Source organism: Kitasatospora sp. NPDC005751, assembly GCF_040630835.1.
Lineage (GTDB): Bacteria > Actinomycetota > Actinomycetes > Streptomycetales > Streptomycetaceae > Kitasatospora.
This window is the reverse complement of the sequence record NZ_JBEXYC010000038.1, coordinates 18612-43833: the sequence shown is the minus strand read 5'-3', so window position 1 is coordinate 43833 and position 25222 is coordinate 18612. Positions and strand designations below refer to the sequence as shown.

Here is a 25222-nt window from a genome sequence, read left to right as displayed (position 1 = left end):
TCGAATCCGGACGGGCCCGCGGGCCGGGGGAGGCTACGGGGCGATGACGCTGACAGAGCCGCAGCCCGACGGGGCGGCGGCCGTCCTGCGGGGCGATCTGGCCGTGACGGCCTGCATGGAGACACTGCAGGTCGGCTACCTGCACGCGGTGGCGGCGGCGGCCGGCTGCTCGCTGTCCCAGCCCTTCCCCGACAACGGCATCGACTGGCAGGTCAGCCACGGCTCGCGCGCCCACGCGGTGGACGACGAGGTCACCGTCAAGATCCAGCTGAAGGCCACCGCACAGATCGCACCCGATCCGCGCGGACCCTTCTTCAGCTTCACCCTGGACAACGACCACCTGCGCAAGCTCGCGCGGGAGCGGGTCGCGGTGCCCCGGATCCTGGTCGTGATGCTGCTGCCGCGCCGGGTCGACCGCTGGCTCTCGGCCGGCCCGGACGCGCTGGAGCTGCGGCACTGCTGTTACTGGGTCAACCTGGCCGGACACCCGGTCACCGGGCAGCGGCGGACCAACGTCCGGGTGCCCACCGCGAAGGTGTTCGACGACCGGGCACTGTGCGACATCATGGCGCGGGTCGGCGCGGGCGGCAGCCCGTGACGGCCCCGCCCCGGCGGGGAGGAGCAGGACCATGACGCTGCCACACGGGCCGCAGGAGGCCTCCCGGGCGCTGCCCGACCCGGCGGCCGTCGACCCGGCGGTGCTCACCACGCTGCTCGCCCGGCACGGCTGGGTCCGGCGCGGCGGCCCCTCGGCCCGGTACGGCCGCTGGACGCCCCCGGGCGACTCCGACCCGGGCACCAGCCTGCTGGTCCCGGCCGGGGAGGGCTTCGACGACGCCGTCGAGCTGCTCGCCGACGCCGTCACCGCACTGTCGCGCTCCCGCAGCCCGTCCGCCCGCTCGATCCTGCTCGCCCTGGCGGTGCCGGGGGACGAGCTGCAGTGGCGGCGCGAACTCCCCGGGCCGGCCGGCACCGTGCCCTGGGACGGCGCCGAGCGGCTCCAGCGGGCGGCCCGGGCGATGCTGGCGGCCGGCGCCAAGGCCGGGCGGACCAGGGCCGCCTACTTCGGCGCCCGGCTGGACACCTGGGCCGGGGACTTCCTGGAGCAGGTCCTGGTGGTCGGCGGCGGTCCGGCGGCGGACGGCGCCGCCGGACTCACCGCGTACACCCCGGCGCCCGAGGGGCGGGCGGTGGTCACCACCCTGGTCCGGGCCCTGGAGGCGCTGCGGGACGCCGTGGACTACCGGCGGGTCAGCGGCGGCCCGGAGGCCTTCGAGAACGCGGTGCAGGCGGGCGTCAGCCGGGAGCTGGTGCAGTCCGTCGAGGACCTGGTGCGCGGCGCCACGGCGGCCCAGCTGTCCGTCGCCTGGTCGGCCGCCGTCGGCCCGCCCGGCGGTTTCGGCGACCGGCGGATCGCCCTGGAGTTCTCGCCCGGGGACCTGCCCGCGCTGGAGGAGGCGGCCGCCCTGCTGGAGCGGATCGAACCGGCGGTCGCCGTCACCGTGGTCGGCCTGGTCGTCCGGCTCAAGCGCGCCGACCCCGCCGGACCGGGCACCGTCCGGCTGAAGGTGCTCGGCGGCGCGGAGGTCAGCGAGGTCCGGGTGCGGCTCGCCGACCCCGCCTACCGGGTGGCCGTCGAGGCCCACCTGGTCGGGGCTCCGGTGCGGGTCAGCGGCCGGTTGGAGCGCCGCGGCGGGTTCCGGCGGCTCACCCACCCGGGAGCGCTGGAGCCGTGCGGTCTGGAGGAGGCCGAGCGGGAGCGGCTGCTGAAGACCCTGGGAGAAGGGGGAGCGGGGGCGTAGGTGCACGGTGGGGGTGGTGCTCTCGGTACCATCGTCACGCGCAGCGCCGTGTTGCGTCCTATGAATCCAGCACGTCAGGAGAGACCGGTGACGGACGTCCGGGTAATCATCAACCGCGAACCCGATCGGGAAGAGCGCGTGGTGACCACGGGCACTACGGCCGCCGAGCTCTTCGCCGACGACCGCTCGATCATCGCCGCGCGCATCGCCGGCCAGCTCAAGGACCTCGCGTACGCCGTGCAGGACGGCGACGAGGTCGAGCCGGTCGAGATCGGCAGCAAGGACGGCCTGGACATCCTGCGCCACTCCACCGCGCACGTCATGGCCCAGGCCGTGCAGCAGCTCTTCCCGGAGGCGAAGCTCGGCATCGGCCCGCCGGTCAAGGACGGCTTCTACTACGACTTCGACGTCGAGAAGCCGTTCCACCCCGATGACCTCAAGGCCATCGAGAAGAAGATGCAGGAGATCATCAAGAAGGGCCAGAAGTTCTCCCGCCGGGTGGTCACCGACGAGGCCGCCGCCGAGGAGCTGGCCGCCGAGCCGTACAAGCTGGAGCTGATCGGCCTCAAGGGCTCCGCCGCCACCGCCGGCGAGGGCGCCGACGTCGAGGTCGGCGCGGGCGAGCTGACCATCTACGACAACCTGGACGCCAAGAGCGGCGACCTCTGCTGGGGCGACCTCTGCCGCGGCCCGCACCTGCCGTCCACCCGGCACATCCCGGCCTTCAAGCTGATGCGCAACGCCGCCGCCTACTGGCGCGGCAGCGAGCGCAACCCCATGCTGCAGCGCATCTACGGCACCGCCTGGCCGACCAAGGACGAGCTGAAGGCGCACCTCGACTTCCTGGTCGAGGCCGAGAAGCGCGACCACCGCAAGCTCGGCAACGAGCTCGACCTCTTCTCCATCCCCGAGGAGATCGGCTCCGGCCTCGCCGTCTTCCACCCCAGGGGCGGCATCATCCGCCGCGCCATGGAGGACTACTCGCGCCGCCGGCACGAGGAGGAGGGCTACGAGTTCGTCTACACCCCGCACGCCACCAAGGGGAAGCTCTTCGAGAAGAGCGGCCACCTGGACTGGTACGCGGACGGTATGTACCCGCCCATGCAGCTCGACGAGGGCGTGGACTACTACCTGAAGCCCATGAACTGCCCGATGCACAACCTGATCTTCGACGCGCGCGGCCGCTCGTACCGTGAACTGCCGCTGCGCCTCTTCGAGTTCGGCACGGTGTACCGGTACGAGAAGTCCGGCGTGGTGCACGGCCTGACCCGCGCCCGCGGCTTCACCCAGGACGACGCGCACATCTACTGCACCCGTGAGCAGATGGCGGAGGAGCTCGACTCCACGCTGACCTTCGTGCTCAACCTGCTGCGGGACTACGGTCTGACCGACTTCTACCTGGAGCTCTCCACCAAGGACCCGGTCAAGTTCGTCGGTTCGGACGAGGCCTGGGAGGAGGCCACCGCCGTGCTCGCGAACGTGGCCGAGAAGCAGGGCCTGCCGCTGGTCCCGGACCCGGGCGGCGCGGCCTTCTACGGCCCGAAGATCTCCGTCCAGGCGAAGGACGCGATCGGCCGGACCTGGCAGATGTCGACCATTCAGCTCGACTTCAACCTGCCCGAGCGCTTCGACCTGGAGTACACGGCGGCGGACGGCTCGCGTCAGCGGCCGGTCATGATCCACCGTGCGCTGTTCGGCTCGATCGAGCGGTTCTTCGCGGTGCTGCTGGAGCACTACGCCGGCGCCATGCCGCCGTGGCTGGCCCCGGTCACCGTGACCGGCATCCCGATCACCGACGAGCACGTGCCGTACCTGCTGGAGGTCGCGGCCGAGCTGAAGAAGCGCGGTATCCGGGTCGAGGTCGACACCTCGGACGACCGGATGCAGAAGAAGATCCGGAACGCCCAGAAGAGCAAGGTGCCGTTCATGCTGATCGCGGGCAACGACGACGTCGAGGCGGGCGCGGTGTCGTTCCGCTACCGCAACGGCGAGCAGAAGAACGGCGTGCCGCTCGCCGAGGCGGTCGCCGAGATCGTCGACGCGGTGGAGCGTCGCGTCCAGGTGTGACCTCCCGCCCCGCGTCAGCGGGGTTCGCGGGGCAGTCTCCACACGGAGTCTGCCCCGCACTGCTTTGCAAGCCACGCCGGGCGAATATGCTGATCAGCATGACGACTGAGCCGGAACTGCAGCGGGGCGTCGGCGAGCCGGACGGCTTCCGCCGCCTGTGGACCCCCCATCGGATGGCCTACATCCAGGGCGAGAACAAGCCCACCGGTCCGGCTCCGGACGACGGTTGTCCGTTCTGCTCGATCCCGTCGCTGAGCGACGAGGAAGGGCTGGTCGTCGCGCGCGGGAACTCCGTGTTCGCGGTGCTCAACCTGTACCCGTACAACGGCGGGCACCTGATGGTGGTCCCGTACCGGCACGTCGCGGACTACACCGAGCTGGACGACGCGGAGACGGCCGAGCTGGCCGTGTTCACCAAGAAGGCGATGGCGGCGCTGCGGGCGGCCTCGGGCGCGCACGGGTTCAACATCGGGATGAACCAGGGCGCGGCGGCGGGCGCCGGGATCGCGGCGCACCTGCACCAGCACGTGGTGCCGCGCTGGGGCGGGGACACCAACTTCATGCCGGTGGTCGGCCACACCAAGGTGCTGCCGCAGCTGCTGGCGGACACCCGCAAGATGCTGGCCGAGGCCTGGCCGCAGGGCTGAACCGCAGGGCTGGACCACAGGGCTGGACCACAGGGGAAAGGGGCCCGCCGGAGAACCGGTGGGCCCCTTTCCCCTGCTCTGCGTCGGGCCGCTCAGCCCGCGTCGTACTGGTCGACCTTGTAGGGCCGGGTGCCCTGCGCCTCGGACTTGATGATCGAGGCGCGGTTCTTGAAGAAGCGCTCGGTGTCGAGGTCGTGCTCCTCCAGGAACTCCAGCACGGCCGCGTGGACGGCGGTGAGCACCGGGGTGGCGGCGTTGAGCGCGTTGTCGGTCATCGACCGGGTGTTCCAGGGCGGTGCGGCCCAGACGTGGCGCAGGCCGAACGGCTCGGGCAGGCCGAGGCCGCCGCCGAGCCAGGCGAGCAGTCCGGGGCTGCGGTGGAGGGGGGCGCGGACGGCCTGCCGGACCACCTCGTCGTTGTCGATCAGCGGGAGCTTGACCGTCCGCTCCTCCCAGAACTTCAGGCTCTTCGGGACGGACTTCTCCTTGTCCTTGGGCTTGTCGGAGAAGACGCCGTTGACCGGGCCGAGCGCGTAGCCGGCCACGCTGACGTTCATGGTGTGCGCGAGCAGGACGACGGTGACGGTGAAGGTGAGCACCAGCTTGCCGTCGTGGGTGACGAACTGGGTTGCGAGGTAGTGCCGGGGGCCGCCGGGGAAGGTCTGCTTGTCCGCTATGGCCTGGACGGCGAAGTCGCGCATCCGGTCGCCGTCCATGTCGGCGTTGCCGGGGCGGCCGATCTCGTCGGCGCCCTCGCCGACCTCGAAGACCACCCACTGCTTGACGGCGACGTTGGGAATGCCGCTGTTGGCGACCTCGCTGATGCCGAGGCCCTTGAGGTGCCCGGCGATCTTGCGGACGAGGTCCCAGGGGTGGAACGCGCGGAAGTCGGCGTGGCCCTCGGCCGGGCGCAGGGCGTCGACCATCTTCCACTCGCCCCAGCGCCGGCCGGCGCCGAGGATCCCCTTGGGACCGGCGTAGTGCTGGATGTTGGTGTCCTGCTCGGCTTCGAGCCGGCCGAGCTTGGCGCGCAGGTCGGCGGCCTTCTTGTCCAGGTCGTCGCGCGGGACGGCCATGGGGACGGTCGCGGCCACGGCGTTGCCCTCGACGAGGTCGCGCCAGCGGTTGCGCAGGTCGACGGCGGTGCCGACGACGATGCGCTTGGCGAGGTACCAGCCGACGACCGGTGCGAGCATCACGATGCGCAGGTAGACGCCCAACAGGCCGCCGGCGGGCGGCTTGAGGGCGAGCAGCACGCCGACGGCGGCCGCCACGAGGAGGACCACCGCGCCGACGACGCCGGCGTTCCTGGGGCTGTCCCGCTTGAGCCAGGCGCGGAGCTGGAAGGCGCCGAGCCAGACCAGGGCGCCGGGCAGGAAGAGCAGACCGGTGACGAGGGTGACGGTGGTGAGCCGGCGGTCCCGGGCGGCGCGCAGGTCCTCGGCGGCCAGGCAGTGCTCGACGATCTGCCGGGTGTCGATGCCGAAGGACGGGACGAGGGGCTTGCGGTCGCCGCCGAGGGTGCGTCCGATCACGGCGCGGCTGAAGGCCTCGCCGAGGTTGGGGCGGAAGAGGGCGAAGCGGCCCTTCTTCTCGGTGGCGTTGGCGACGGTCTCGACGAAGCCGCGGACCTCGCCGTCGCGGTAGGCGGCCGAGGAGAGCGCCTGGGTGACGGCGGTCTGCGGGCCGGTGTCGGTCCGGGGTATCTGCGCACCCGGGGTCATGTCGAGTGTCGTCACGGTGGCTTCCCCTCCTCCCCTTGTCAGCGGCAGGGTACCGCGCCGCGGTACCGGCGCGCGGATGATCGTCTGAAGTGCCGTCACGTTCGGGCCAGTACGCGCTCGTGGGGCATGATGCCCACCTTTGCGCCGGGCGATACCCGTGTGCGGGGGGTGGACGGGCGCAATGGTGCACGATGGGCGCATGGGCCGTACGGAGGGAGCCGTGATGAAGGATCCGGTGCTGGTTTTCGACGGGGACTGCGCGTTCTGCACGACGTGTGCCGGCTGGGCGGAGCGGTACCTGCGCCAGACCCTGGCGTCGGGCGGCTGGGAGGCGGAGCCGTTCCAGTTCGCGGATCTCGCCGGGCTGGACGCGCTGGCCGGCGGGCGCGGCGAGGTGTCCTGGGAGCGGGCCGGGCGCGAGGTGCTCTGGGTGACGCCGGCCGGCCGGGTGTACGGCGGTGCGCAGGCGGTGGCGCGGCTGCTGATGCGGTCGGGCGGGGTCTGGGCGTACCTGGGCGGGGTACTGGCGCTGGCGCCGGTGCGGCCGTTCGCGGACGTGCTGTACCGCTGGGTGGCGAAGAACCGGCACCGGATGCCGGGCGGGACGCCGGCCTGCGCGCTGCCGAGGCGCTGAGGCCGCGGGACCGTCAGGTGGTGTGCTTGGCCGCGAGGGCGGCGGGCATGGGTTCGTGGCGCAGATGGGCGCGGGAGAACTCGGCGGTGCCGTGGGTGAGGGAGCGCAGGTCGACGGGGTAGCGGGCGAGTTCGAGCTCGGGGACCTCGGCGCGGAGCAGGGTGAGGCCCGGGCCGCCGGTCTCGGTGCCGAGGACCCGGCCGCGGCGGGCGGAGAGGTCGCCGAGGACGGCGCCGAGGTAGTCGTCGGGCAGCAGGACGCTGACCGCGGAGACCGGTTCTAGCAGTCGGATGACGGCGTGTTCCGCGGCGTCGCGCAGGGCGAGGGCGGCGGCGTTCTGGAAGGCGGAGTCGGAGGAGTCGACGGAGTGCGCCTTGCCGTCGGTGAGGGTGACCCGGATGTCGACGAGCGGGTACCCGGCGCCGACGCCCTTGGCGAGCTGGGCGCGGACGCCCTTCTCCACCGAGGGGATGAAGTGCTTGGGCACGGCGCCGCCGACGACGTGTTCCCGGAACTCGAAGCCGGCGCCGGCCGGCAGCGGTTCGACCTCCAGCTCGCAGATCGCGTACTGGCCGTGCCCGCCGGACTGCTTGACCAGTCGGCCGTGGCCGGCGGCGGCGGTGCCGAAGGTCTCGCGCAGGGCGACCTTGGGTTCGACGGTGTCGACGTGGACGCCGTGCCGGCCGCGGAGCCGGTCGAGGACGACCTCGGCGTGGGCCTCGCCGGTGCACCAGAGGACCAGCTGGTGGGTGTCGGGGTTCTGTTCCAGGCGCAGCGCCGGGTCTTCGGCGGTGAGCCGGGCGAGGGCCTGGGAGAGCCGGTCGTCGTCGCCCTTGCCGTGCGCCTCGATGGCGATCGGCAGGAGCGGTTCGGGCAGTGGCCAGCCGTCGAGCTTCACGGGGTGGCCGGGTTCGTGGACGGTGTCGCCGGGGCGGGCGGTGCTGACCTTGGCGGCGCAGACGAGGTCTCCGGCGACGGCGTGCGGGACGGGCCGCTGGAGCTTGCCGAACGGGCTGGTGAGGCCGGTGACGCGTTCGTCGCCGGTCTGGTCCTCGGGGTGGTCGGGGCCGGTGAGGTGGATGTGGGTGTCGGGGCGCAGGGTGCCGGCGTAGATCCGCAGCAGGCTGATCCGGCCGACGTAGGCGTCGGCGGTGACGCGGACGACCTGGGCGGCGAGGGGGGCGTCGGGGTCGCAGTCGGGGCCGGGGCGGGTGCGTTCGGTGGGGTCGGGGAACGCGGTGGTGATGAGGTCGAGGAGTTCGGCCGAGCCGAGGCCGCGGTCGGTGGTGGGCAGGGCGGGGTGCAGGGCGCAGGCGAGGACTTCGCGGCGCAGACCGGCTTCGAGGGCGTCGGTGTCGAGCGGTTCGCCGGCGAGGTAGCGCTCCATGAGGGTGTCGTCCTGGCCGGAGATGGCTTCGACGAGGCTCTCGCGGGCGGGGCCGGTGTCGGGCAGCGGTTCGGCCTCGCCGTAGGTGCGGCCGGTGAGCAGGTCGACGGTGCCGGCGGGGTGGCCGTCGTGGTGGACGGGGAGGAAGAGCGGGCGCAGGGTGTCCGGGCCGAGCCCGAAGGCATCGTGGCAGGCCGTGAGGATGTCGTCGAAGTCGCTGCGGGCGATGTCGAACTTGGCGACGGCGATGGCGCGGGGGATGCCTTCGGCGGCGCACTCGCGCCAGAGGGCGCGGGTGGGGGTGGTGACCGGGTCGGTGGCCGAGACGACGAAGACGGCGCCGTCGGCGGCGTGCAGGGCGGCCCGCAGGTCGGCGGTGAAGTCGGGGTGGCCGGGCGGGTCGATCAGGTTGACCTTGACGCCGTTCCATTCGAGGGGGAGCAGCGAGAGCTGGACGGAGCGCTGCTGCTGGTGCTCGATGTCCTCGTGGTCGGAGACGGTGTTGCCGTCGGTGACGCGGCCGGCCCGGCCGAGGGCGCCGGCGGTGAGGGCGAGGGATTCGGCGAGGGTGGTCTTGCCCACGCCGCTGCAGCCGATGAGGACGACGTTGCGCAGCTGTCCGGGGTCGGTGACGCTGGGCGCCTGGCCGGATCGTGCGGTGCTGCGGTCGGGCATCGGGGTCTCCTCCCGTCGCGCCGAGGCTGACGTGAAAAGTCTAGGGGCGGTGTTCGCGGGGGCGCGTGTTCTGGGGGTTCGCGGTGACCGGGTGTGTGCGGCCGTGCGCCAGGGGTCGCGGGAGGGCGGGCGGTGGGGGCGGGCGGGCGGTGCGGTGCGCGGAGGGGTGTCGCGGGCGTGGCTACGATGGGTGCGCCGGGTGGGCTGATCCGTCCGGCCGTCTGCCGCGTACTCCGCCGCAGGCGGGTACCAGGGAGATCGGAGCGGTCCGGAAGGCCATGCTCAACAAATACGCGCGTGCCTTCTTCACACGTGTCCTGACCCCGTTCGCCGCGTTCCTGATCCGGCTGGGTGTGAGCCCGGACGCCGTGACGCTGATCGGTACCGCCGGTTCGGTCGCCGGTGCGCTGGTGTTCTTCCCGCGTGGGGAGTTCTTCTGGGGCACCATCACGATCACGCTGTTCATCTTCTCGGACCTGGTGGACGGGAACATGGCGCGGCAGCTGGGCCGGTCCACCAAGTGGGGTGCCTTCCTGGACTCCACGCTGGACCGGGTCGCGGACGCCGCGATCTTCGGCGGGCTGGCGATGTGGTACGCGGGCGGGGGCGACAACGACCTGCTCTGTGCCGTGGCGATCTTCTGCCTGGCCAGCGGCCTGGTGGTCTCGTACACCAAGGCGCGGGCGGAGAGCCAGGGGCTGCCGTGTGATGTGTCGGGGCTGGTGGAGCGGGCCGAGCGGCTGGTGATCAGTCTGGTCGCGGCCGGCGTCACGGGTCTGCACACCTTCGGGGTGCCCTATGTGGAGTGGCTGTTGCCGGTGGCGCTGTGGCTGGTGGCCGCGGGCAGCCTGGTCACGGTGTTCCAGCGGATGCTGACGGTGCGCCGCGAGGCGTTCGAGGCCGACCGAGCGGCGGCCGGGAGCTGATGGGGGGCGGGCCTTCGGTGAAGGACCGACTGGTGTACTCGGCCTACGCGTCGGGCTGGGCGGTGCTGCGGCACCTGCCGGAGCCGGTGGCGCGGGGCCTGTTCGACCGGATCGCCGACTTCGCCTGGCGCAGGCGCGGCAAGCGGGTGCTCCAGCTGGAGGCGAACCTGCGGCGGGTCCGGCCGGGGCTGGACGAGGCCGGGCTGCGGGAGTTGTCGCGGGCCGGGATGCGGTCGTACATGCGGTACTGGATGGAGTCCTTCCGGTTGCCGGTGTGGAGCCGGCAGCGGGTGGCCCGGGATGTGCAGGTGGCCGGCTTCGAGCAGCTGCGGGAGGCGATGGAGTCCGGCCGCGGCGCGGTCGTCGCCTTGCCGCACATGGGGAACTGGGACCTCGCGGGCGCCTGGGTGGCGCTGGAGGGGTACCCGTTCACCACGGTCGCGGAGCGGCTGAAGCCCGAGAAGCTGTTCGACCGCTTCGTGGCGTTCCGGGAGAGCCTGGGCATGGAGGTGCTCGCGTTGACCGGCGGCGGGGTGAACGTCGTCGGTACGCTGGCCCGCCGGCTGCGGGAGGGGAAGCTGGTCTGCCTGGTCGGCGACCGGGACCTCTCGGAGGCCGGGATCGAGGTGTCCTTCTTCGGGGAGGCGACCAGGATGCCGGCCGGTCCGGCGGCGCTCTGCCAGCGGACCGGGGCGGCGCTGCTGCCGGTCTCGCTCTGGTACGACGGCCCGCTGCTGCGGGCGCGGATCCACCCCGAGATCGTTCCGCCGCCGGAGGGGGACCGCAAGGAGAAGACCCAGGCGATGGTGCAGGCCATGGCTGACGTCTGGGAGCAGGGGATCCGCGAGCACCCCGAGGACTGGCACATGCTGCAGCGGTTCTGGCTGGCGGACCTGCCGGTCCGCGCGGCGGTGGAGGAGCCGGCGCGGCCGGCCGGCGCCGCCCGCCCCGCTCCGGCCGGCGAGCCCGCCGCCGAGGCCTCCGGGCCCTGACCCGCCGCACCCGCCGCACCTACAGGATCACGAGGAACCAGTGAAGATCGGCATCGTCTGCCCGTACGACTGGGACGTTCCCGGCGGGGTGCAGTTCCACATCCGGGACCTGGCCGAGCACCTGATCGGCCTCGGCCACGAGGTGTCGGTGCTGGCGCCCGCGGAGGACGACGAGGCGCTGCCGCCGTACGTGGTCTCGGCGGGGCGGGCGGTGGCGGTGCCGTACAACGGCTCGGTCGCGCGGCTGAGCTTCGGCATCCTCTCGGCGGCCAGGGTCCGGCGCTGGCTGAACGAGGGCCGGTTCGACATCCTGCACGTGCACGAGCCGGCCTCGCCGAGCCTGTCGATGCTGGCCGCCTGGTCGGCGTCGGGGCCGATGGTCGGCACCTTCCACACGTCCAATCCGCGGTCGCGGGCGATGATCGCGGCCTCGCCGATCCTGCAGCCCGGCCTGGAGAAGATGCGGGCGCGGATCGCGGTGAGCGAGTACGCCCGGCGGACCCTGGTGGAGCACCTGGGCGGGGACGCGGTGGTGATCCCCAACGGGGTGGACGTCGGCTTCTTCGCGGAGGCGGAGCCGGACGCGCGCTGGACGGGTGGGGCGGCGTCCGGCGAGCCCGGCACGATCGGTTTCATCGGCCGGATCAACGAGCCGCGCAAGGGCCTGCCGACGCTGCTGGCGGCCCTGCCGCGGATCCTGGCCGAGCGGCCGGGGGTGCGGCTGCTGGTGGCCGGCAAGGGCGACGAGGAGGAGGCGGTCGCCGGCCTGGCGCCGGAGGTCCGCGCACAGGTGGAGTTCCTCGGCATGGTGAGCGACCGGGACAAGGCCCGGCTGCTGCGCAGCGTCGACCTGTACGTGGCGCCGAACACCGGTGGCGAGAGCTTCGGGATCATCCTGGTGGAGGCGATGTCGGCGGGCGCCCCGGTGCTGGCGAGCGACCTGGACGCGTTCAAGCAGGTGCTGGACGGCGGGGACGCGGGGGAGCTGTTCCCGGTGGAGGACGCGGACGCGCTGGCCGCGGCGGCACTGCGGCTGCTGGGGGACCCGGGGCGCCTGGAGGAGCTGCGCAAGGCGGCGTCCCGGCACGTGCGGCGGTTCGACTGGTCGACGGTCGGTGCGGACATCCTGTCGGTGTACGAGACGGTGACGGCCGGCGCGGTGGCGGTGATCGGCGAGGACGAGCGCGGCGGCCGGCGCGGGCGGTTCGGGCTGGCCCGGGACTGACCTCCGGCGTCCGGGGGCCGGTCGGCCGGGAATCGGCGGGGGCCGTCCGGGGTTGGGCTGCCTGAACCACCGATCATCGTGACCCTGGAGGCACCGGATGCCGCAGATCTCCGTCGACTACTCCCCGAGCCTGTCCGGCGCCTTCGACCGGCGTGCGCTGGGCCTGGCGATCAACCGGCTGGTGGTGAAGACCATCGACGCGAGCCCGGAGGCGTGCAAGACGGTCTTCCGCGAGGTGCGGGAGTTCGTGGTGGGCGTCGAGGACGGCGAGGGCGCGGGCGACGCCCAGGTGTACGTCGAGTTCCAGATCTTCCCGGGCCGTACCCCGGAGGCGAAGGCGGCGCTCGGCGACGCCGTGCTGGCGCTGCTGGCGGAGCGGATCGCGCCGGCGCCGGGCACCCGGCTGTTCACCGCGGTGAACGTCGAGGACATCGACCGCGCCAGCTACCGGAGTGCCACCGCCGAGGGCTGACGCCGGGCACCCGGTAGCGTAGCGCCCCGTGACTACCTGGATCTGGGCCGCCGTGGCCGTGGTGCTGTTCGGCATGTACCTGAGTTGGACGGCCGGCCGACTGGACCGGCTGCACGCCCGGATCGACGCCGCCCGGGCGGCGCTGGACGCGCAGCTGGTCCGGCGGGCCTCGGTCGCGATCGAGCTGGCGGCCTCCTCGCTGCTGGACCCGGCGGCCTCGCTGCTGCTGCTGGACGCGGCGCACGCGGCCCGGCAGGCCGACGACGAGCAGCGCGAGGTGGCGGAGAGCCAGTTGAGCATGGCGCTGCGGGCGGTGTTCGCCGAGCCGGAACAGGTCGCGGTGCTGGTGGCCGAGCCGGGCGGCGAGGAGGCGGTCAAGGAGCTGACGGCCGCGGTGCGCCGGGTGCCGATGGCGCGGCGGTTCCACAACGACGCGGTGCGTGCGGCCCGGGCGGTGCGCGAACACCGGCTGGTGCGCTACTTCCGGCTGGCGGGCAAGGCACCGTTCCCGATGGCCTTCGAGATGGACGACGCCCCGCCGTCGGCGCTGACCCCGGAGGGTGCTCCGGCCTGAGGAGCGGGCGTCTCACAGGCCGGACCGGGTGCGCCCGGATCCGGCCTGTTTGTCGTATCCCGTCGGCCAGCCTGGACTTGATGGCGCATGGAAAGACCATTTCTTCCGCCTACCATAGGGCGATAGCACTGGTTCATCTTCGAGTGAGGTCTCACGTGTCCACCACCCCCACCACCGCAGACCAGCCGCAGATCGGTACCGCCCGGGTCAAGCGCGGCATGGCCGAGCAGCTCAAGGGCGGTGTGATCATGGACGTGGTCAACGCCGAGCAGGCCAAGATCGCCGAGGATGCCGGCGCTGTCGCCGTCATGGCGCTGGAGCGGGTGCCCGCCGACATCCGCAAGGACGGCGGCGTCGCGCGCATGTCGGACCCGAACATGATCGAGGAGATCATCGCCGCGGTCTCGATCCCGGTCATGGCGAAGTCCCGGATCGGCCACTTCGTCGAGGCCCAGGTCCTGCAGTCGCTCGGCGTGGACTACATCGACGAGTCCGAGGTGCTGACCCCGGCCGACGAGGTGAACCACTCGGACAAGTGGGCGTTCACCACGCCGTTCGTCTGTGGTGCCACCAACCTGGGCGAGGCCCTGCGCCGCATCGCCGAGGGTGCGGCCATGATCCGCTCCAAGGGCGAGGCCGGCACCGGCAACGTCGTCGAGGCGGTCCGCCACCTGCGCCAGATCAAGAACGAGATCGCCCGGCTGCGCGGCTACGACAACAACGAGCTGTTCGCCGCCGCCAAGGAGCTGCGCGCTCCGTACGAGCTGGTCAAGGAGGTCGCCGAGCTCGGCAAGCTGCCGGTCGTGCTGTTCTCCGCCGGTGGTGTGGCCACCCCGGCCGACGCCGCGCTGATGCGCCAGCTCGGTGCCGAGGGCGTCTTCGTCGGCTCCGGCATCTTCAAGTCGGGCGACCCGGCCAAGCGTGCCGCCGCGATCGTCAAGGCCACCACCTTCTTCGACGACCCGAAGATCATCGCGGACGCCTCCCGCAACCTGGGCGAGGCCATGGTCGGCATCAACTGCGACACCCTTCCCGAGAGCGAGCGCTACGCCAACCGCGGCTGGTAGTCGGCCCCGCGCCAAGCGCCGGCCCGCCGCAGCGCCTCGGCGCGCGGCGGGCCGCGCCACGTACACACGACGTAACGATCGAAGAGGTTTGAGACCGTGAGCACTCCAGTCATCGGCGTCCTCGCCCTGCAGGGCGATGTCCGCGAGCACCTGGTCGCGCTGGCCGAGGCCGACGCGCTCGCCCGCCCGGTGCGCCGTGCCGAGGAGCTGGCCGAGGTCGACGCGCTGGTGATCCCCGGCGGGGAGTCCACCACCATGTCCAAGCTGGCCCTGCTGTTCGGCGTGATGGACCCGCTGCGCGAGCGGGTCGCCGGGGGCATGCCGGTCTACGGCACCTGCGCGGGCATGATCATGCTGGCCGACAAGATCCTGGACGGCCGCGACGACCAGGAGACCGTGGGCGGCATCGACATGACCGTGCGCCGCAACGCCTTCGGCCGCCAGAACGAGTCCTTCGAGTCCGGCATCGCCTTCCGCGGCCTGGACGACGCCCCGGTGCACGGCGTGTTCATCCGCGCGCCCTGGGTCGAGGCCGTCGGCGCGGGCGTCGAGGTGCTGGCCGAGCTGCCGGCCGCCGACGGTCCGGAGAGCCGCGTCGTCGCCGTCCGCCAGGGCAACCTGCTGGCGACCTCCTTCCACCCCGAGCTCACCGGCGACCACCGGGTGCACGGCTACTTCGTGCGGATGGTCGAGGAGCACCTGGCGGCGGCGGCCCGGTAACGCTTCGCCGCCGCACGCGGACCGTGTGCACCCCACCGGCGGCGGCACCGGTAAGATCCGTCCTGTTCATTTCCCTTTGGCGACGTAAAGGAGCTGGCGATGTCCGGCCACTCTAAGTGGGCTACCACCAAGCACAAGAAGGCCGTGATCGACGCCAAGCGCGGCAAGCTCTTCGCCAAGATGATCAAGAACATCGAGGTGGCGGCGCGCACCGGCGGCGGCGACCCGGCCGGCAACCCCACGCTGTACGACGCCATCCAGAAGGCGAAGAAGAGCTCCGTCCCGATCGACAACATCAACCGCGCCGTCAAGCGCGGCTCGGGCGCGGAGGCCGGCGGGGCCGACTACTCGACGATCATGTACGAGGGCTACGGCCCGAACGGTGTCGCCGTCCTCATCGAGTGCCTCACCGACAACCGCAACCGCGCCGCCTCCGACGTGCGCGTGGCGATGACCCGCAACGGCGGCTCGATGGCCGACCCGGGCTCGGTCTCGTACCTGTTCAACCGCAAGGGCGTCGTGATCGTCCCCAAGGCCGACGGCGTCGACGAGGACAAGCTGTTCGAGGTCGTCCTCGACCAGGAGCCCGAGGAGATCAACGACCTCGGCGAGTCCTTCGAGATCGTCTCCGAGGCCTCGAAGATGGTCGCCGTCCGGACCGCGCTGGTGGACGCCGGCGTCGACTACGACTCGGCCGAGGCCAACTTCCTCCCGAGCATGCAGGTCGAGCTGGACGTCGACGGCGCCCGCAAGATCCTGAAGCTGATCGACGCTCTGGAGGACAGCGACGACGTGCAGAACGTCTTCGCCAACTTCGACATCAGCGACGAGGTCGGTGCGCAGCTCGACGCCGAGTGACCGTTCCCACTTCCCGGCCCGGTGGTCCCACGACCACCGGGCCGGTGTCGTCGGTGGGACTGTCCGACCCTGGCGGTAGCCTTCGCAGGTCGCCACGGCGAGCGGCGCGTTTCGGAGAGGCGGGGTCGAGGTGCGGGTACTGGGTGTGGACCCGGGGCTGACCAGGTGCGGGATCGGAGTGGTCGACGGCGCGCCGGGCCGGCCGCTGAGGATGGTCGGCGTCGGGGTGGTGCGCACGCCCGCCGAGGCGGACATCGGGCCCCGGCTGCTGCTGGTCGAGCAGGGCATCGAGGGCTGGCTCGACGAGCATCGGCCCGACCTGGTCGCGGTCGAGCGGGTCTTCGCCCAGCACAACGTCCGCACCGTGATGGGCACCGCGCAGGCCAGCGCGGTCGCGATGCTCTGCGCCACCCGGCGCGGCATCCCCGTCACCCTGCACACCCCCAGCGAGGTGAAGGCCGCCGTCACCGGCTCCGGCCGGGCCGACAAGGCCCAGGTCACCGCCATGGTGCAGCGGCTGCTGCGGCTGGACGCCCCGCCCAAGCCGGCCGACGCCGCCGACGCGCTGGCGCTGGCCATCTGCCACATCTGGCGCGGCGGCGCGAGCGACCGGATCGCCGCGGCGCTCGCCAAGGCGGCGCCCGCCAGGACCGCGCCCGGCGCGGCCGCGCCCGCCGCCCGGGCCCCGTACTCCGCACGATCCCCCCGAGGAGCCGCTCGATGATCGCCTTCGTCCAAGGGCCGGTGGCCGCCGTCAGCGGCGGCACCGTCGTCGTCGAGGTCGGCGGCGTCGGCATGGCCGTCCAGTGCACCCCGGCGACCGCGGCCGGCCTGCGCCTCGGGGAGCCGGCCCGGCTCGCCACCTCGCTGGTCGTCCGGGAGGACTCGCTCACGCTGTACGGCTTCGCCGACGACGACGAGCGGGCCGTCTTCGAGATCCTCCAGGCCGCGCCCGGTGTCGGGCCGCGCCTGGCCCAGGCCATGCTCGGCGTGCACAGCCCGGACGAGCTGCGCGCCGCCGTCGCCGCCGGGAACGAGAAGGCGCTGATCGCCGTCCCCGGTATCGGCAAGGCGAAGGCCGCCAAGCTGCTGTTGGAGTACAAGGACAAGCTGGGCGCCCCGCACGGCAGCGTCCCGGCCCAGAAGCCGATCGCCGCGGGGCCCGCGCCGTGGAGCGAGCAGCTGCACGCCGCCCTGGTCGGCCTCGGCTACGCGCCGCGCGAGGCGGACGAGGCGGTCACCGCCGTCGCCCCCGAGGCCGAGGCGCAGGCCGTCACCGATGTGGGCGCGCTGCTCAGGGCCGCGCTGCGGACCCTCAACCGGACGCGCTGACGCCGCGTCGGCCACCGCCCTCCACCGAACCGACCATCTGTCACCTTGTCGACATTGGAGCCCGCACCGATGAGCCCGTACGACTCCGACCCGGCCGACCGGCTGGTGACGGCCGCCGCCGACGGCGAGGACCAGGCGGTCGAGGCGGCGCTGCGCCCCAAGCAGCTGGACGAGTTCATCGGCCAGGAGCGGGTGCGCGAGCAGCTGTCCCTGGTGCTGCAGGCCGCCCGGCAGCGCGGGACCGCGCCGGACCACGTGCTGCTCAGCGGTCCGCCCGGGCTCGGCAAGACCACCCTTTCCATGATCATCGCGGCCGAGCTGGGCGCCCCGATCCGGATCACCTCGGGCCCGGCCATCCAGCACGCCGGCGACCTGGCCGCGATCCTCTCCTCGCTCTCCGAGGGCGAGGTGCTCTTCCTGGACGAGATCCACCGGATGTCCCGGCCGGCGGAGGAGATGCTCTACATGGCGATGGAGGACTTCCGGGTCGACGTGATCGTCGGCAAGGGCCCGGGCGCCACCGCCATCCCGCTGGAGCTGCCGCCGTTCACGCTGGTCGGCGCGACCACCCGGGCCGGGCTGCTGCCGCCGCCGCTGCGTGACCGGTTCGGCTTCACCGGCCACATGGAGTTCTACGCGCCCGCCGAGCTGGAGCGGGTGGTGCACCGCTCGGCCGCCCTGCTGGACGTCGAGATCGACCCGGCCGGCGCCGCCGAGATCGCCGGCCGCTCCCGGGGCACCCCGCGGATCGCCAACCGGCTGCTGCGCCGGGTCCGCGACTTCGCGCAGGTCCGGCACGACGGGGTGGTCACCCCGGAGATCGCCGCCCGGGCGCTGGACGTCTACGAGGTGGACGCCCGCGGTCTGGACCGGCTGGACCGCGCGGTGCTGGACGCGCTGCTGCGGCTGTTCGGCGGCGGACCGGTCGGCCTGTCGACCCTGGCGGTCGCGGTGGGTGAGGAGTCCGAGACGGTCGAGGAGGTCGCCGAGCCGTTCCTGGTCCGCGAGGGCCTGCTGGCCCGGACCCCGCGCGGCCGGATCGCCACCGCCGCCGCGTGGCAGCACCTCGGCCTGACCCCGCCGGTTCAGACCACCAGGGGCGCGGTACCGGCCCAGTCGGAACTTTTCCCGGCGGACGAGGGCTGAACGGGTGACACCGGGGCGATCGGGGCGCGCGGACGCCTGAGCAGGTCCGCGCGGAGAAGCCGGGGGAGAAGTCCGGGGAATCTGTGCAGGCGCAGGCTCGCCACTTTCGGCGGCAGGATGCGATGCTTGGCGTTGTCCGATCAGTTCGGGGTCGCCTAGACTCCGCCGGACCGCCCCTCTCACCTGACGGGCCGACCATTACCACACAGGCCGCCGGCCGGCGGCCCGTAAAGGACCCTGGCTGCAGTGAACCTCATCATCCTTCTCCTCCCGATCATCGCGATCGTGCTCATGTTCCGGTCGCAGAAGAAGCGCCAGCAGCAGCAGGCGAGCATGCAGACCGCGCTGGAGCCCGGGGCGGGAGTGCGCACCATCGGCGGCCTGTACGCCCAGGTGAAGGCGGTCAACGAGGAGACCGTCGAGCTGGAGATCGCGCCCGGCGTGGTCACCCACTTCACCAAGAGCGCGGTGGCGGCGGTCCTGGACCCGCAGGAGTACGACGCGATCATCAACGGTCGCCCCGCCGTGGACGAGCTGTCCGAGCCGGAGGCCGAGGACGCCGACGTCGAGCCGGTCGAGGACAAGCCGCTGACGCTCACCAAGGACAGCGCCGACAAGGGCGACGTCGAGGGCGCTGGTCCCGCGACCAAGTAGTACGGCCGGGCACCCGCCCGGCCGCGCGGCGCAGTGAGTAGTGCCGCGAGCCCACAGGATCTCAGGGCCGCAGATCCGCCATGCCCCCGTCCGCCACGAGCCGGACGGGGGTCCGGTAGGGGAGGTGGCATGGACAGGGAGAAACGAGCAAGGTGGCAACACCCAAGTCGCGCCCGCGCGACGGTTACCCGGGGCGGGCTCTGGCCCTCATCCTGGTGGTCACCGTCGGACTGGTCGCCCTCATGTTCGGGACGGGCCACACCAAGCCCCGCCTGGGTATCGACCTCGCCGGCGGTACCAGCATCACCTTGAGCGCGAAGTCGACCGACCCCAAGGCGATCAACAAGTCCAACATGGACATCGCCACCGGGATCATCGAGCAGCGGGTCAACGGGATGGGCGTCTCCGAGGCGGAGGTCCAGACCCAGGGCGACCGGAACATCATCGTCAACATCCCCAAGGGTGGTGACAAGCAGAGCGCGGTCGACCAGGTCGGCACCACCGCGCAGCTCTACTTCCGCCCCGTCCTCGCCCTCGCCCCGAGCGGTGTCCAGGCCCCGGCCCCGAGCGCGTCCCCCTCGGCGAGCGGCAGCGCCGCCCCGAGCGCGACCCCCTCGGCCACCGGCACGCCCGCCGCGTCCGCCGGCGCCCCCAGCGCCAGTGCGACCAAGCAGGGCCGCGCCGTCGGTGAGGCGCTCGCCGCCGACGCCACCCCGACCCCGGCCGCCACCGGCAGCGCGAGCACCGCTCCGAGCGCGCCCGCCGCCGCGACCCCGAGCGCTCCCGCGCCCACCGCACCGGTCAACCCGGACCTCTCCGCCGCGATGACCACGGGCACCGTGCCGCCGGAGCTGGCCGCCGAGTTCGCCGCCATCGACTGCTCCAAGCCCGAGCAGCGCAAGAACCTGCAGAAGTCCGAGGGGCAGCCGACCGTCGCCTGCACCCAGAAGGACGAGCGCGGGATCTTCTACAAGCTCGCCCTCGGCCCGGTCGCGGTGAAGGGTGCCGACGTCTCCAAGGCGCAGGCCACCATCGACACCCAGCAGGGTGCCGGCTGGCAGGTCGCGCTGCAGTTCAACGGCCGGGGCACCGACGCCTTCACCGACGTCACGGGCAAGCTCGCCGCCCAGCCGGACCCGACCAACCAGTTCGCCATCGTGCTGGACGGGCAGGTCGTCTCCCACCCGTACGTGCGCAACGCCATCCCCGGCGGCTCGGCCGTGATCTCCGGCAGCTTCAGCCAGGCGGAGGCGCAGAACCTCGCCAACGTGCTGAGCTTCGGCGCGCTGCCGCTGGAGTTCACCACGGACGACGTCACCACCGTCTCGCCGCAGCTCGGCGGCGACCAGCTGAAGGCGGGCCTGATCGCCGGCCTCATCGGCATGGTGCTGGTGGTCCTCTACTCGCTGGTCTACTACCGCGGCCTCGGCCTGGTCTCGATCGCGGGTCTGATCGTCTCGGCGATCCTGACCTACTCGATCATGAGCCTCCTCGGCGCGGGGATCGGCTTCGCGCTGAACCTGCCGGCCGTCTGCGGCGCGATCGTCGCGATCGGTATCACCGCGGACTCCTTCATCGTCTACTTCGAGCGCATCCGCGACGAGGTCCGCGAGGGCGCCCCGCTGCGCCCGGCGGTCCAGCGGGCCTGGCCGCGCGCCCGGCGCACCATCCTGGTGTCGGACTTCGTGTCCTTCCTCTGTGCCGCGGTGCTCTACCTGGTCTCGGTCGGCAAGGTGCAGGGCTTCGCGTTCACGCTGGGCCTGACCACCGCGCTCGACGTCGTGGTGATCTTCCTGTTCACCAAGCCGCTGATCACCCTGCTGGCCCGCCGGAAGTTCTTCTCCGACGGTCACCCGTGGTCGGGCCTGGACCCGAAGCGCCTGGGCGCCCGCCCGCCGCTGCGCAGCACCCGTCGTCGCAGCTCCTCCTCCTCTGCCGCCGTGAAGGAGGCCTGACACCGTGTCGCGCTTCTCCAATCTGGGTCACCGGCTCTACCAGGGCGAGGTCAGCTTCGACTTCGTCGGCCGCCGCAAGCTCTGGTACAGCATCTCCGGCGTGATCGTGCTGGTCGCCGCCGTCGGCCTGGCCATGGGCCTGAAACTCGGCATCGAGTTCAAGGGCGGCTCGGTCTACACCGTCGCCAAGCCGGGGCTGACCATCTCGCAGACGCAGGACGTGGTGGACAAGATCGTCCACTCGCACCCGCTGGTCCAGTCCGTGGACGACGGCAAGAAGATCCGCATCCAGGTCAGCTCCGAGGACCAGGTCTCCTCGGCCGTCTTCACCGACAAGCTGTCCAAGGAGCTCAGCGTCCCGATCGCGGAGATCGACACCCAGGTGATCGGCCCCAGCTGGGGTGAGCAGATCTCCGACAAGGCCCTCACCGGCCTGATCATCTTCATGGTCCTGGTGACGGTCTACCTGGCGATCGCCTTCGAGTGGCGGATGGCGGTGGCCGCCCTGGTCGCCCTCATCCACGACCTCCTGATCACCATCGGGGTGTACGCCCTGGTGGGCTTCGAGGTCACCCCCGGTACGGTGATCGGCTTCCTGACGATCCTCGGGTACTCGCTCTACGACACGGTCGTCGTCTTCGACACCGTGAAGGAGAACGCGAAGGGGCTCACCAAGCAGAACAAGATCACCTACAGCGAGGCGGCCAACGCGGGCCTCAACCAGACCCTGGTCCGCTCGCTGAACACCACGGTGGTCGCCCTGCTCCCGGTGGCGGCGCTGCTGTTCATCGGTGGCGGCCTCCTGGGCGCCGGCACGCTGAACGACATCTCGCTGGCCCTGTTCATCGGTCTCGCCGCCGGTGCCTACTCCTCGATCTGCGTCGCCACCCCGCTGCTCGCGCAGCTCAAGGAGGAGCAGCCGGAGATGAAGGCGCTGGCCAAGCGGGTCGCCCAGCGGCGGGCCGCGGAGGCCAGGAACGCCGCCGCGGAGGCGCGCGGCGAGGCCCCGGAGGGCGAGGAGATCGCCGACGGCGACCTGCCGGCGGGTATGGTCGGTCAGCGCGGCCGGGCGGCCGGCACCTCGCGTGCCAAGGGCCGTCCGTCCACCAAGCGCTGACGCCCGACCGACCGTGAGGACTCTTCCGTGACCACCGCCGACACCGCCCTGGCCGAGCTGCTGAACAGCCGGATCCGGGACGTTCCGGACTACCCGAAGCCCGGTGTGCTGTTCAAGGACATCGCACCGCTGCTCGCCGACGCCGAGGCCTTCGCGGCCCTCACCCGGGCGCTGGCGGAGCGGGCGACGGCCCTCGGTGCGACCAAGGTGGTGGGCCTGGAGGCGCGCGGCTTCGTCCTGGCGGCCCCGGCGGCCTTCGCGGCCGGCCTCGGCTTCGTGCCGATCCGCAAGGAGGGCAAGCTGCCCGGCGAGGTGTTCCGGCGCTCGTACGAGCTGGAGTACGGCTCGGCGACGCTGGAGGTGCAGTGCGACGCCTTCGCACCCGGTGAGCGGGTGCTGGTGGTGGACGACGTGCTGGCCACCGGCGGGACGATCGGTGCCTCGCTGGACCTGGTCAAGGAGGCCGGCGCCGAGCTGGTGGGCGTCGTGGTGCTGATGGAGCTGGGCTTCCTGGACGGCCGGGAGCGGCTGGCCGGGCACCTGGCCGGCGCGCCGCTGGAGACGCTGGTCACGGTCTGAGGGAAGCGTCCGACGAACGGACGGAGGGCGGTGGTCGGATCATCCGACCGCCGCCCTCCGCGTGTCCGGGGCCGACCGGCTGAACACGGGAGCGCCGGGCTCGGTACCATGAAGGTTCATCCCCTCCCGGTTGTGCGTGATGGTGCGAGCCGCACGAGGGGCCGGCCCGGTGCCCCGAGGAGTGTCCTTGCCCGACGAGGTTGTGCCCACGGCCGAAGCGGCCGCCCCCGAAAACCGTCCCACGCCCTCGGGGGCCACCCCGGCACGCCCGGCGCCGACCTCCTCCCGCCCGGTGGCTCCCGCGAGCCGTCCGTCCTCCTCCGGGGGCATGCGCGCCCGGCTGGCCCGCCTCGGCGGCCAGCGCTCCAGCGTGCTCAACCCCGTCCTGGAGCCGCTGTTCCGCTCGATCCGGGCCAACGACCCCAAGGCCGACCCGGTCCTGCTGCGGGACATCGAGAAGGCGTACGCCGTCGCGGAGAAGTGGCACCGCGGGCAGAAGCGCAAGAGCGGCGACCCGTACATCACCCACCCGCTGGCGGTGGCGACCATCCTGGCCGAGCTGGGCATGGACGCCGCGACCCTGATGGCCGGCCTGCTGCACGACACCGTCGAGGACACCGACTACGGCCTGGAGACCCTGCGCAAGGACTTCGGCGACTCGGTGGCCCTGCTGGTCGACGGCGTCACCAAGCTGGACCGGGTGAAGTTCGGCGAGGCCGCGCAGGCCGAGACCGTCCGCAAGATGGTCGTCGCGATGGCCAAGGACCCGCGCGTCCTGGTGATCAAGCTCGCGGACCGGCTGCACAACATGCGCACCATGCGCTACCTCAAGCGGGAGAAGCAGGAGAAGAAGGCCCGCGAGACGCTGGAGATCTACGCCCCGCTGGCGCACCGGCTGGGCATGAACACCATCAAGTGGGAGCTGGAGGACCTCGCCTTCGCGATCCTCTACCCCAAGATGTACGACGAGATCGTGCGCCTGGTCGCCGAACGCGCCCCCAAGCGGGACGAGTACCTCGCCACCGTCATCGACCAGGTCCAGGGCGACCTGCGCGGCGCCCGGATCACCGCGTCCGTGACCGGCCGGCCGAAGCACTACTACTCGGTCTACCAGAAGATGATCGTCCGGGGCCGGGACTTCGCCGAGATCTACGACCTGGTGGGCATCCGGGTCCTGGTCGACACCGTCCGCGACTGCTACGCGGCGCTGGGCACCATCCACGCGCGGTGGAACCCGGTGCCGGGGCGGTTCAAGGACTACATCGCGATGCCCAAGTTCAACATGTACCAGTCGCTGCACACCACGGTGATCGGTCCCGGGGGCAAGCCGGTCGAGCTGCAGATCCGCACCTTCGACATGCACCGCCGGGCCGAGTACGGCATCGCCGCGCACTGGAAGTACAAGCAGCGCGCGGTGGCCGGCGCCTCCAAGGTCCGCACCGACACCCCCACCCAGACCCGCAAGGACGACAAGGCCGGCGCCGTCAACGAGATGGCCTGGCTGCGGCAGCTGCTGGACTGGCAGAAGGAGACCGAGGACCCGAGCGAGTTCCTGGAGTCGCTGCGCTTCGACCTCTCCAACAACGAGGTCTTCGTCTTCACGCCCAAGGGCGACGTGATAGCGCTGCCGGCCGGTGCCACCCCGGTGGACTTCGCCTTCGCCGTCCACACCGAGGTCGGGTACCGCTGCATAGGGGCGCGGGTCAACGGGCGGCTGGTGCCGCTGGAGTCGACCCTGGAGAACGGCGACAGCGTCGAGGTCTTCACCTCCAAGGCGGAGAACGCCGGCCCCTCCCGGGACTGGCTTGGCTTCGTCAAGTCCCCGCGCGCCCGCAACAAGATCCGCGCCTGGTTCTCCAAGGAGCGCCGCGAGGAGGCGATCGAGCACGGCAAGGAGGCCATCGCCCGGGCGATGCGCAAGCAGGGCCTGCCGATCCAGCGGATCCTGACCGGCGACTCGCTGGTCACCCTGGCCCACGAGATGCGCTACCCGGACATCTCCTCGCTGTACGCGGCGATCGGCGAGGGCCACGTCGCCGCGCAGAACATCGTGCAGAAGCTGGTGCAGGCGCTCGGCGGCGAGGAGGGTGCCACCGAGGACCTGGCCGAGACGGCCACGCCGACGCACGACAACCGCCGGGCGGTGCGCCGCCGGGCCAAGGGCGATCCGGGCGTCATCGTCAAGGGCGTCGAGGACGTCTGGGTCAAGCTGTCGCGCTGCTGCACCCCGGTGCCGGGCGACCCGATCGTCGGCTTCGTCACCCGCGGCAACGGCGTCTCGGTGCACCGCGCCGACTGCGTCAACGTGGAGGCGCTCAGCCAGCAGCCCGAGCGGATGATCGAGGTCGAGTGGGCGGCCACCCAGTCGTCCGTCTTCCTGGTGGCCATCCAGGTCGAGGCGCTGGACCGCTCCCGGCTGCTCTCGGACGTCACCCGGGTCCTCTCCGACCAGCACGTCAACATCCTGTCGGCGGCGGTGCAGACCTCCCGCGACCGGGTGGCGATGAGCCGCTTCACCTTCGAGATGGGCGACCCGAAGCACCTCGGCCACGTCCTGAAGGCGGTCCGCGGCGTGGAGGGTGTCTACGACGTCTACCGGGTCACCTCGGCCCGCAAGTAGCGGGTACGGCGAAGGGCCCCACCGCCTCGGCGGTGGGGCCCTTCGCCAG

23 protein-coding genes are annotated in these 25222 nt (G+C 72.2%); 21 read left to right on the top strand and 2 right to left on the bottom strand.

Features of this window, described 5'->3' with window-relative positions; all coding sequences use genetic code 11:
- Positions 1 to 43 precede the first annotated feature (43 nt).
- The 4 genes from ABZ497_RS26480 to ABZ497_RS26465 all read left to right on the top strand — a co-directional run bounded on the left by ABZ497_RS26480 (position 44) and on the right by ABZ497_RS26465 (position 4516).
- Positions 44 to 598: a DUF4365 domain-containing protein gene (locus ABZ497_RS26480; RefSeq protein ID WP_329486837.1), complete on the top strand. Its 555-nt coding sequence runs from the start codon at positions 44 to 46 to the stop codon at positions 596 to 598.
- A gap of 31 nt (positions 599 to 629) precedes the next feature.
- Positions 630 to 1802, top strand: a complete 1173-nt coding sequence (locus ABZ497_RS26475) for a hypothetical protein (RefSeq protein WP_359808772.1) — start codon at positions 630 to 632, stop codon at positions 1800 to 1802.
- An 87-nt stretch (positions 1803 to 1889) separates the two neighbouring features.
- A complete protein-coding gene (gene thrS, locus ABZ497_RS26470) occupies positions 1890 to 3869 on the top strand; it encodes a threonine--tRNA ligase (protein WP_359808770.1) in 1980 nt (659 codons plus the stop codon).
- 86 nt (positions 3870 to 3955) lie between these two features.
- The gene (locus ABZ497_RS26465) at positions 3956 to 4516 is read left to right on the top strand and encodes an HIT domain-containing protein (protein ID WP_329486834.1); all 561 of its coding nucleotides are present in this window, start codon (positions 3956 to 3958) and stop codon (positions 4514 to 4516) included.
- A gap of 92 nt (positions 4517 to 4608) precedes the next feature.
- Here ABZ497_RS26465 and ABZ497_RS26460 read toward each other — a convergent pair whose 3' ends face one another.
- Positions 4609 to 6255, bottom strand: coding sequence for a hypothetical protein (locus tag ABZ497_RS26460; protein WP_352293271.1), 1647 nt, complete (start codon positions 6253 to 6255; stop codon positions 4609 to 4611).
- A gap of 184 nt (positions 6256 to 6439) precedes the next feature.
- Here ABZ497_RS26460 and ABZ497_RS26455 point away from each other — a divergent pair, with 184 nt between their 5' ends.
- On the top strand, positions 6440 to 6874 hold the full coding sequence (locus ABZ497_RS26455; RefSeq protein WP_359808768.1) for a DUF393 domain-containing protein: 435 nt from the start codon (positions 6440 to 6442) through the stop codon (positions 6872 to 6874).
- A 13-nt stretch (positions 6875 to 6887) separates the two neighbouring features.
- Here ABZ497_RS26455 and ABZ497_RS26450 read toward each other — a convergent pair whose 3' ends face one another.
- Positions 6888 to 8936 carry an elongation factor G-like protein EF-G2 gene (locus ABZ497_RS26450; RefSeq protein WP_359808767.1) on the bottom strand — a complete coding sequence of 683 codons (2049 nt, stop codon included), beginning with the start codon at positions 8934 to 8936 and terminating at the stop codon, positions 6888 to 6890.
- A 278-nt stretch (positions 8937 to 9214) separates the two neighbouring features.
- Between ABZ497_RS26450 and pgsA the strand changes: the two genes are divergently transcribed.
- From pgsA to ABZ497_RS26370, 16 genes are all read left to right on the top strand, one after another.
- The gene (gene pgsA / locus ABZ497_RS26445; protein WP_359808765.1) at positions 9215 to 9862 is read left to right on the top strand and encodes a phosphatidylinositol phosphate synthase; all 648 of its coding nucleotides are present in this window, start codon (positions 9215 to 9217) and stop codon (positions 9860 to 9862) included.
- A complete protein-coding gene (locus ABZ497_RS26440; protein ID WP_359808764.1) occupies positions 9862 to 10854 on the top strand; it encodes a phosphatidylinositol mannoside acyltransferase in 993 nt (330 codons plus the stop codon). The genes pgsA and ABZ497_RS26440 overlap by 1 nt, the downstream gene beginning before the upstream one ends.
- Positions 10855 to 10894: 40 nt before the next feature.
- Positions 10895 to 12079 (top strand): glycosyltransferase family 4 protein, encoded by a 1185-nt coding sequence (locus ABZ497_RS26435; RefSeq protein ID WP_359808762.1) that lies wholly within the window; start codon positions 10895 to 10897, stop codon positions 12077 to 12079.
- A gap of 97 nt (positions 12080 to 12176) precedes the next feature.
- Positions 12177 to 12551: an isomerase gene (locus tag ABZ497_RS26430; RefSeq protein WP_359808760.1), complete on the top strand. Its 375-nt coding sequence runs from the start codon at positions 12177 to 12179 to the stop codon at positions 12549 to 12551.
- A 28-nt stretch (positions 12552 to 12579) separates the two neighbouring features.
- Positions 12580 to 13125 carry a hypothetical protein gene (locus tag ABZ497_RS26425; protein WP_329486823.1) on the top strand — a complete coding sequence of 182 codons (546 nt, stop codon included), beginning with the start codon at positions 12580 to 12582 and terminating at the stop codon, positions 13123 to 13125.
- A 155-nt stretch (positions 13126 to 13280) separates the two neighbouring features.
- Entirely contained in the window at positions 13281 to 14192 is a 912-nt protein-coding gene (gene pdxS / locus ABZ497_RS26420; RefSeq protein ID WP_329486822.1) for a pyridoxal 5'-phosphate synthase lyase subunit PdxS, read from the top strand.
- A gap of 96 nt (positions 14193 to 14288) precedes the next feature.
- Positions 14289 to 14912, top strand: coding sequence for a pyridoxal 5'-phosphate synthase glutaminase subunit PdxT (pdxT, locus tag ABZ497_RS26415; RefSeq protein WP_329486821.1), 624 nt, complete (start codon positions 14289 to 14291; stop codon positions 14910 to 14912).
- A 99-nt stretch (positions 14913 to 15011) separates the two neighbouring features.
- Positions 15012 to 15770, top strand: a complete 759-nt coding sequence (locus ABZ497_RS26410; RefSeq protein WP_329486820.1) for a YebC/PmpR family DNA-binding transcriptional regulator — start codon at positions 15012 to 15014, stop codon at positions 15768 to 15770.
- Between the two features lie 130 nt (positions 15771 to 15900).
- A complete protein-coding gene (ruvC, locus tag ABZ497_RS26405; protein WP_359808757.1) occupies positions 15901 to 16494 on the top strand; it encodes a crossover junction endodeoxyribonuclease RuvC in 594 nt (197 codons plus the stop codon).
- A complete protein-coding gene (gene ruvA / locus ABZ497_RS26400) occupies positions 16491 to 17102 on the top strand; it encodes a Holliday junction branch migration protein RuvA (protein ID WP_329486818.1) in 612 nt (203 codons plus the stop codon). The genes ruvC and ruvA overlap by 4 nt, the downstream gene beginning before the upstream one ends.
- A 69-nt stretch (positions 17103 to 17171) precedes the next feature.
- The gene (gene ruvB / locus ABZ497_RS26395) at positions 17172 to 18248 is read left to right on the top strand and encodes a Holliday junction branch migration DNA helicase RuvB (protein WP_329486817.1); all 1077 of its coding nucleotides are present in this window, start codon (positions 17172 to 17174) and stop codon (positions 18246 to 18248) included.
- A 246-nt stretch (positions 18249 to 18494) separates the two neighbouring features.
- Positions 18495 to 18902 (top strand): preprotein translocase subunit YajC, encoded by a 408-nt coding sequence (gene yajC / locus ABZ497_RS26390; protein ID WP_329486816.1) that lies wholly within the window; start codon positions 18495 to 18497, stop codon positions 18900 to 18902.
- A gap of 242 nt (positions 18903 to 19144) precedes the next feature.
- Entirely contained in the window at positions 19145 to 20857 is a 1713-nt protein-coding gene (secD, locus tag ABZ497_RS26385; protein ID WP_359808788.1) for a protein translocase subunit SecD, read from the top strand.
- A gap of 4 nt (positions 20858 to 20861) precedes the next feature.
- Positions 20862 to 21974 carry a protein translocase subunit SecF gene (gene secF / locus ABZ497_RS26380; RefSeq protein WP_359808754.1) on the top strand — a complete coding sequence of 371 codons (1113 nt, stop codon included), beginning with the start codon at positions 20862 to 20864 and terminating at the stop codon, positions 21972 to 21974.
- 27 nt (positions 21975 to 22001) lie between these two features.
- Positions 22002 to 22553, top strand: coding sequence for an adenine phosphoribosyltransferase (locus tag ABZ497_RS26375; RefSeq protein ID WP_359808752.1), 552 nt, complete (start codon positions 22002 to 22004; stop codon positions 22551 to 22553).
- A 187-nt stretch (positions 22554 to 22740) separates the two neighbouring features.
- The gene (locus tag ABZ497_RS26370; RefSeq protein WP_329486813.1) at positions 22741 to 25173 is read left to right on the top strand and encodes a bifunctional (p)ppGpp synthetase/guanosine-3',5'-bis(diphosphate) 3'-pyrophosphohydrolase; all 2433 of its coding nucleotides are present in this window, start codon (positions 22741 to 22743) and stop codon (positions 25171 to 25173) included.
- Positions 25174 to 25222 lie beyond the last annotated feature (49 nt).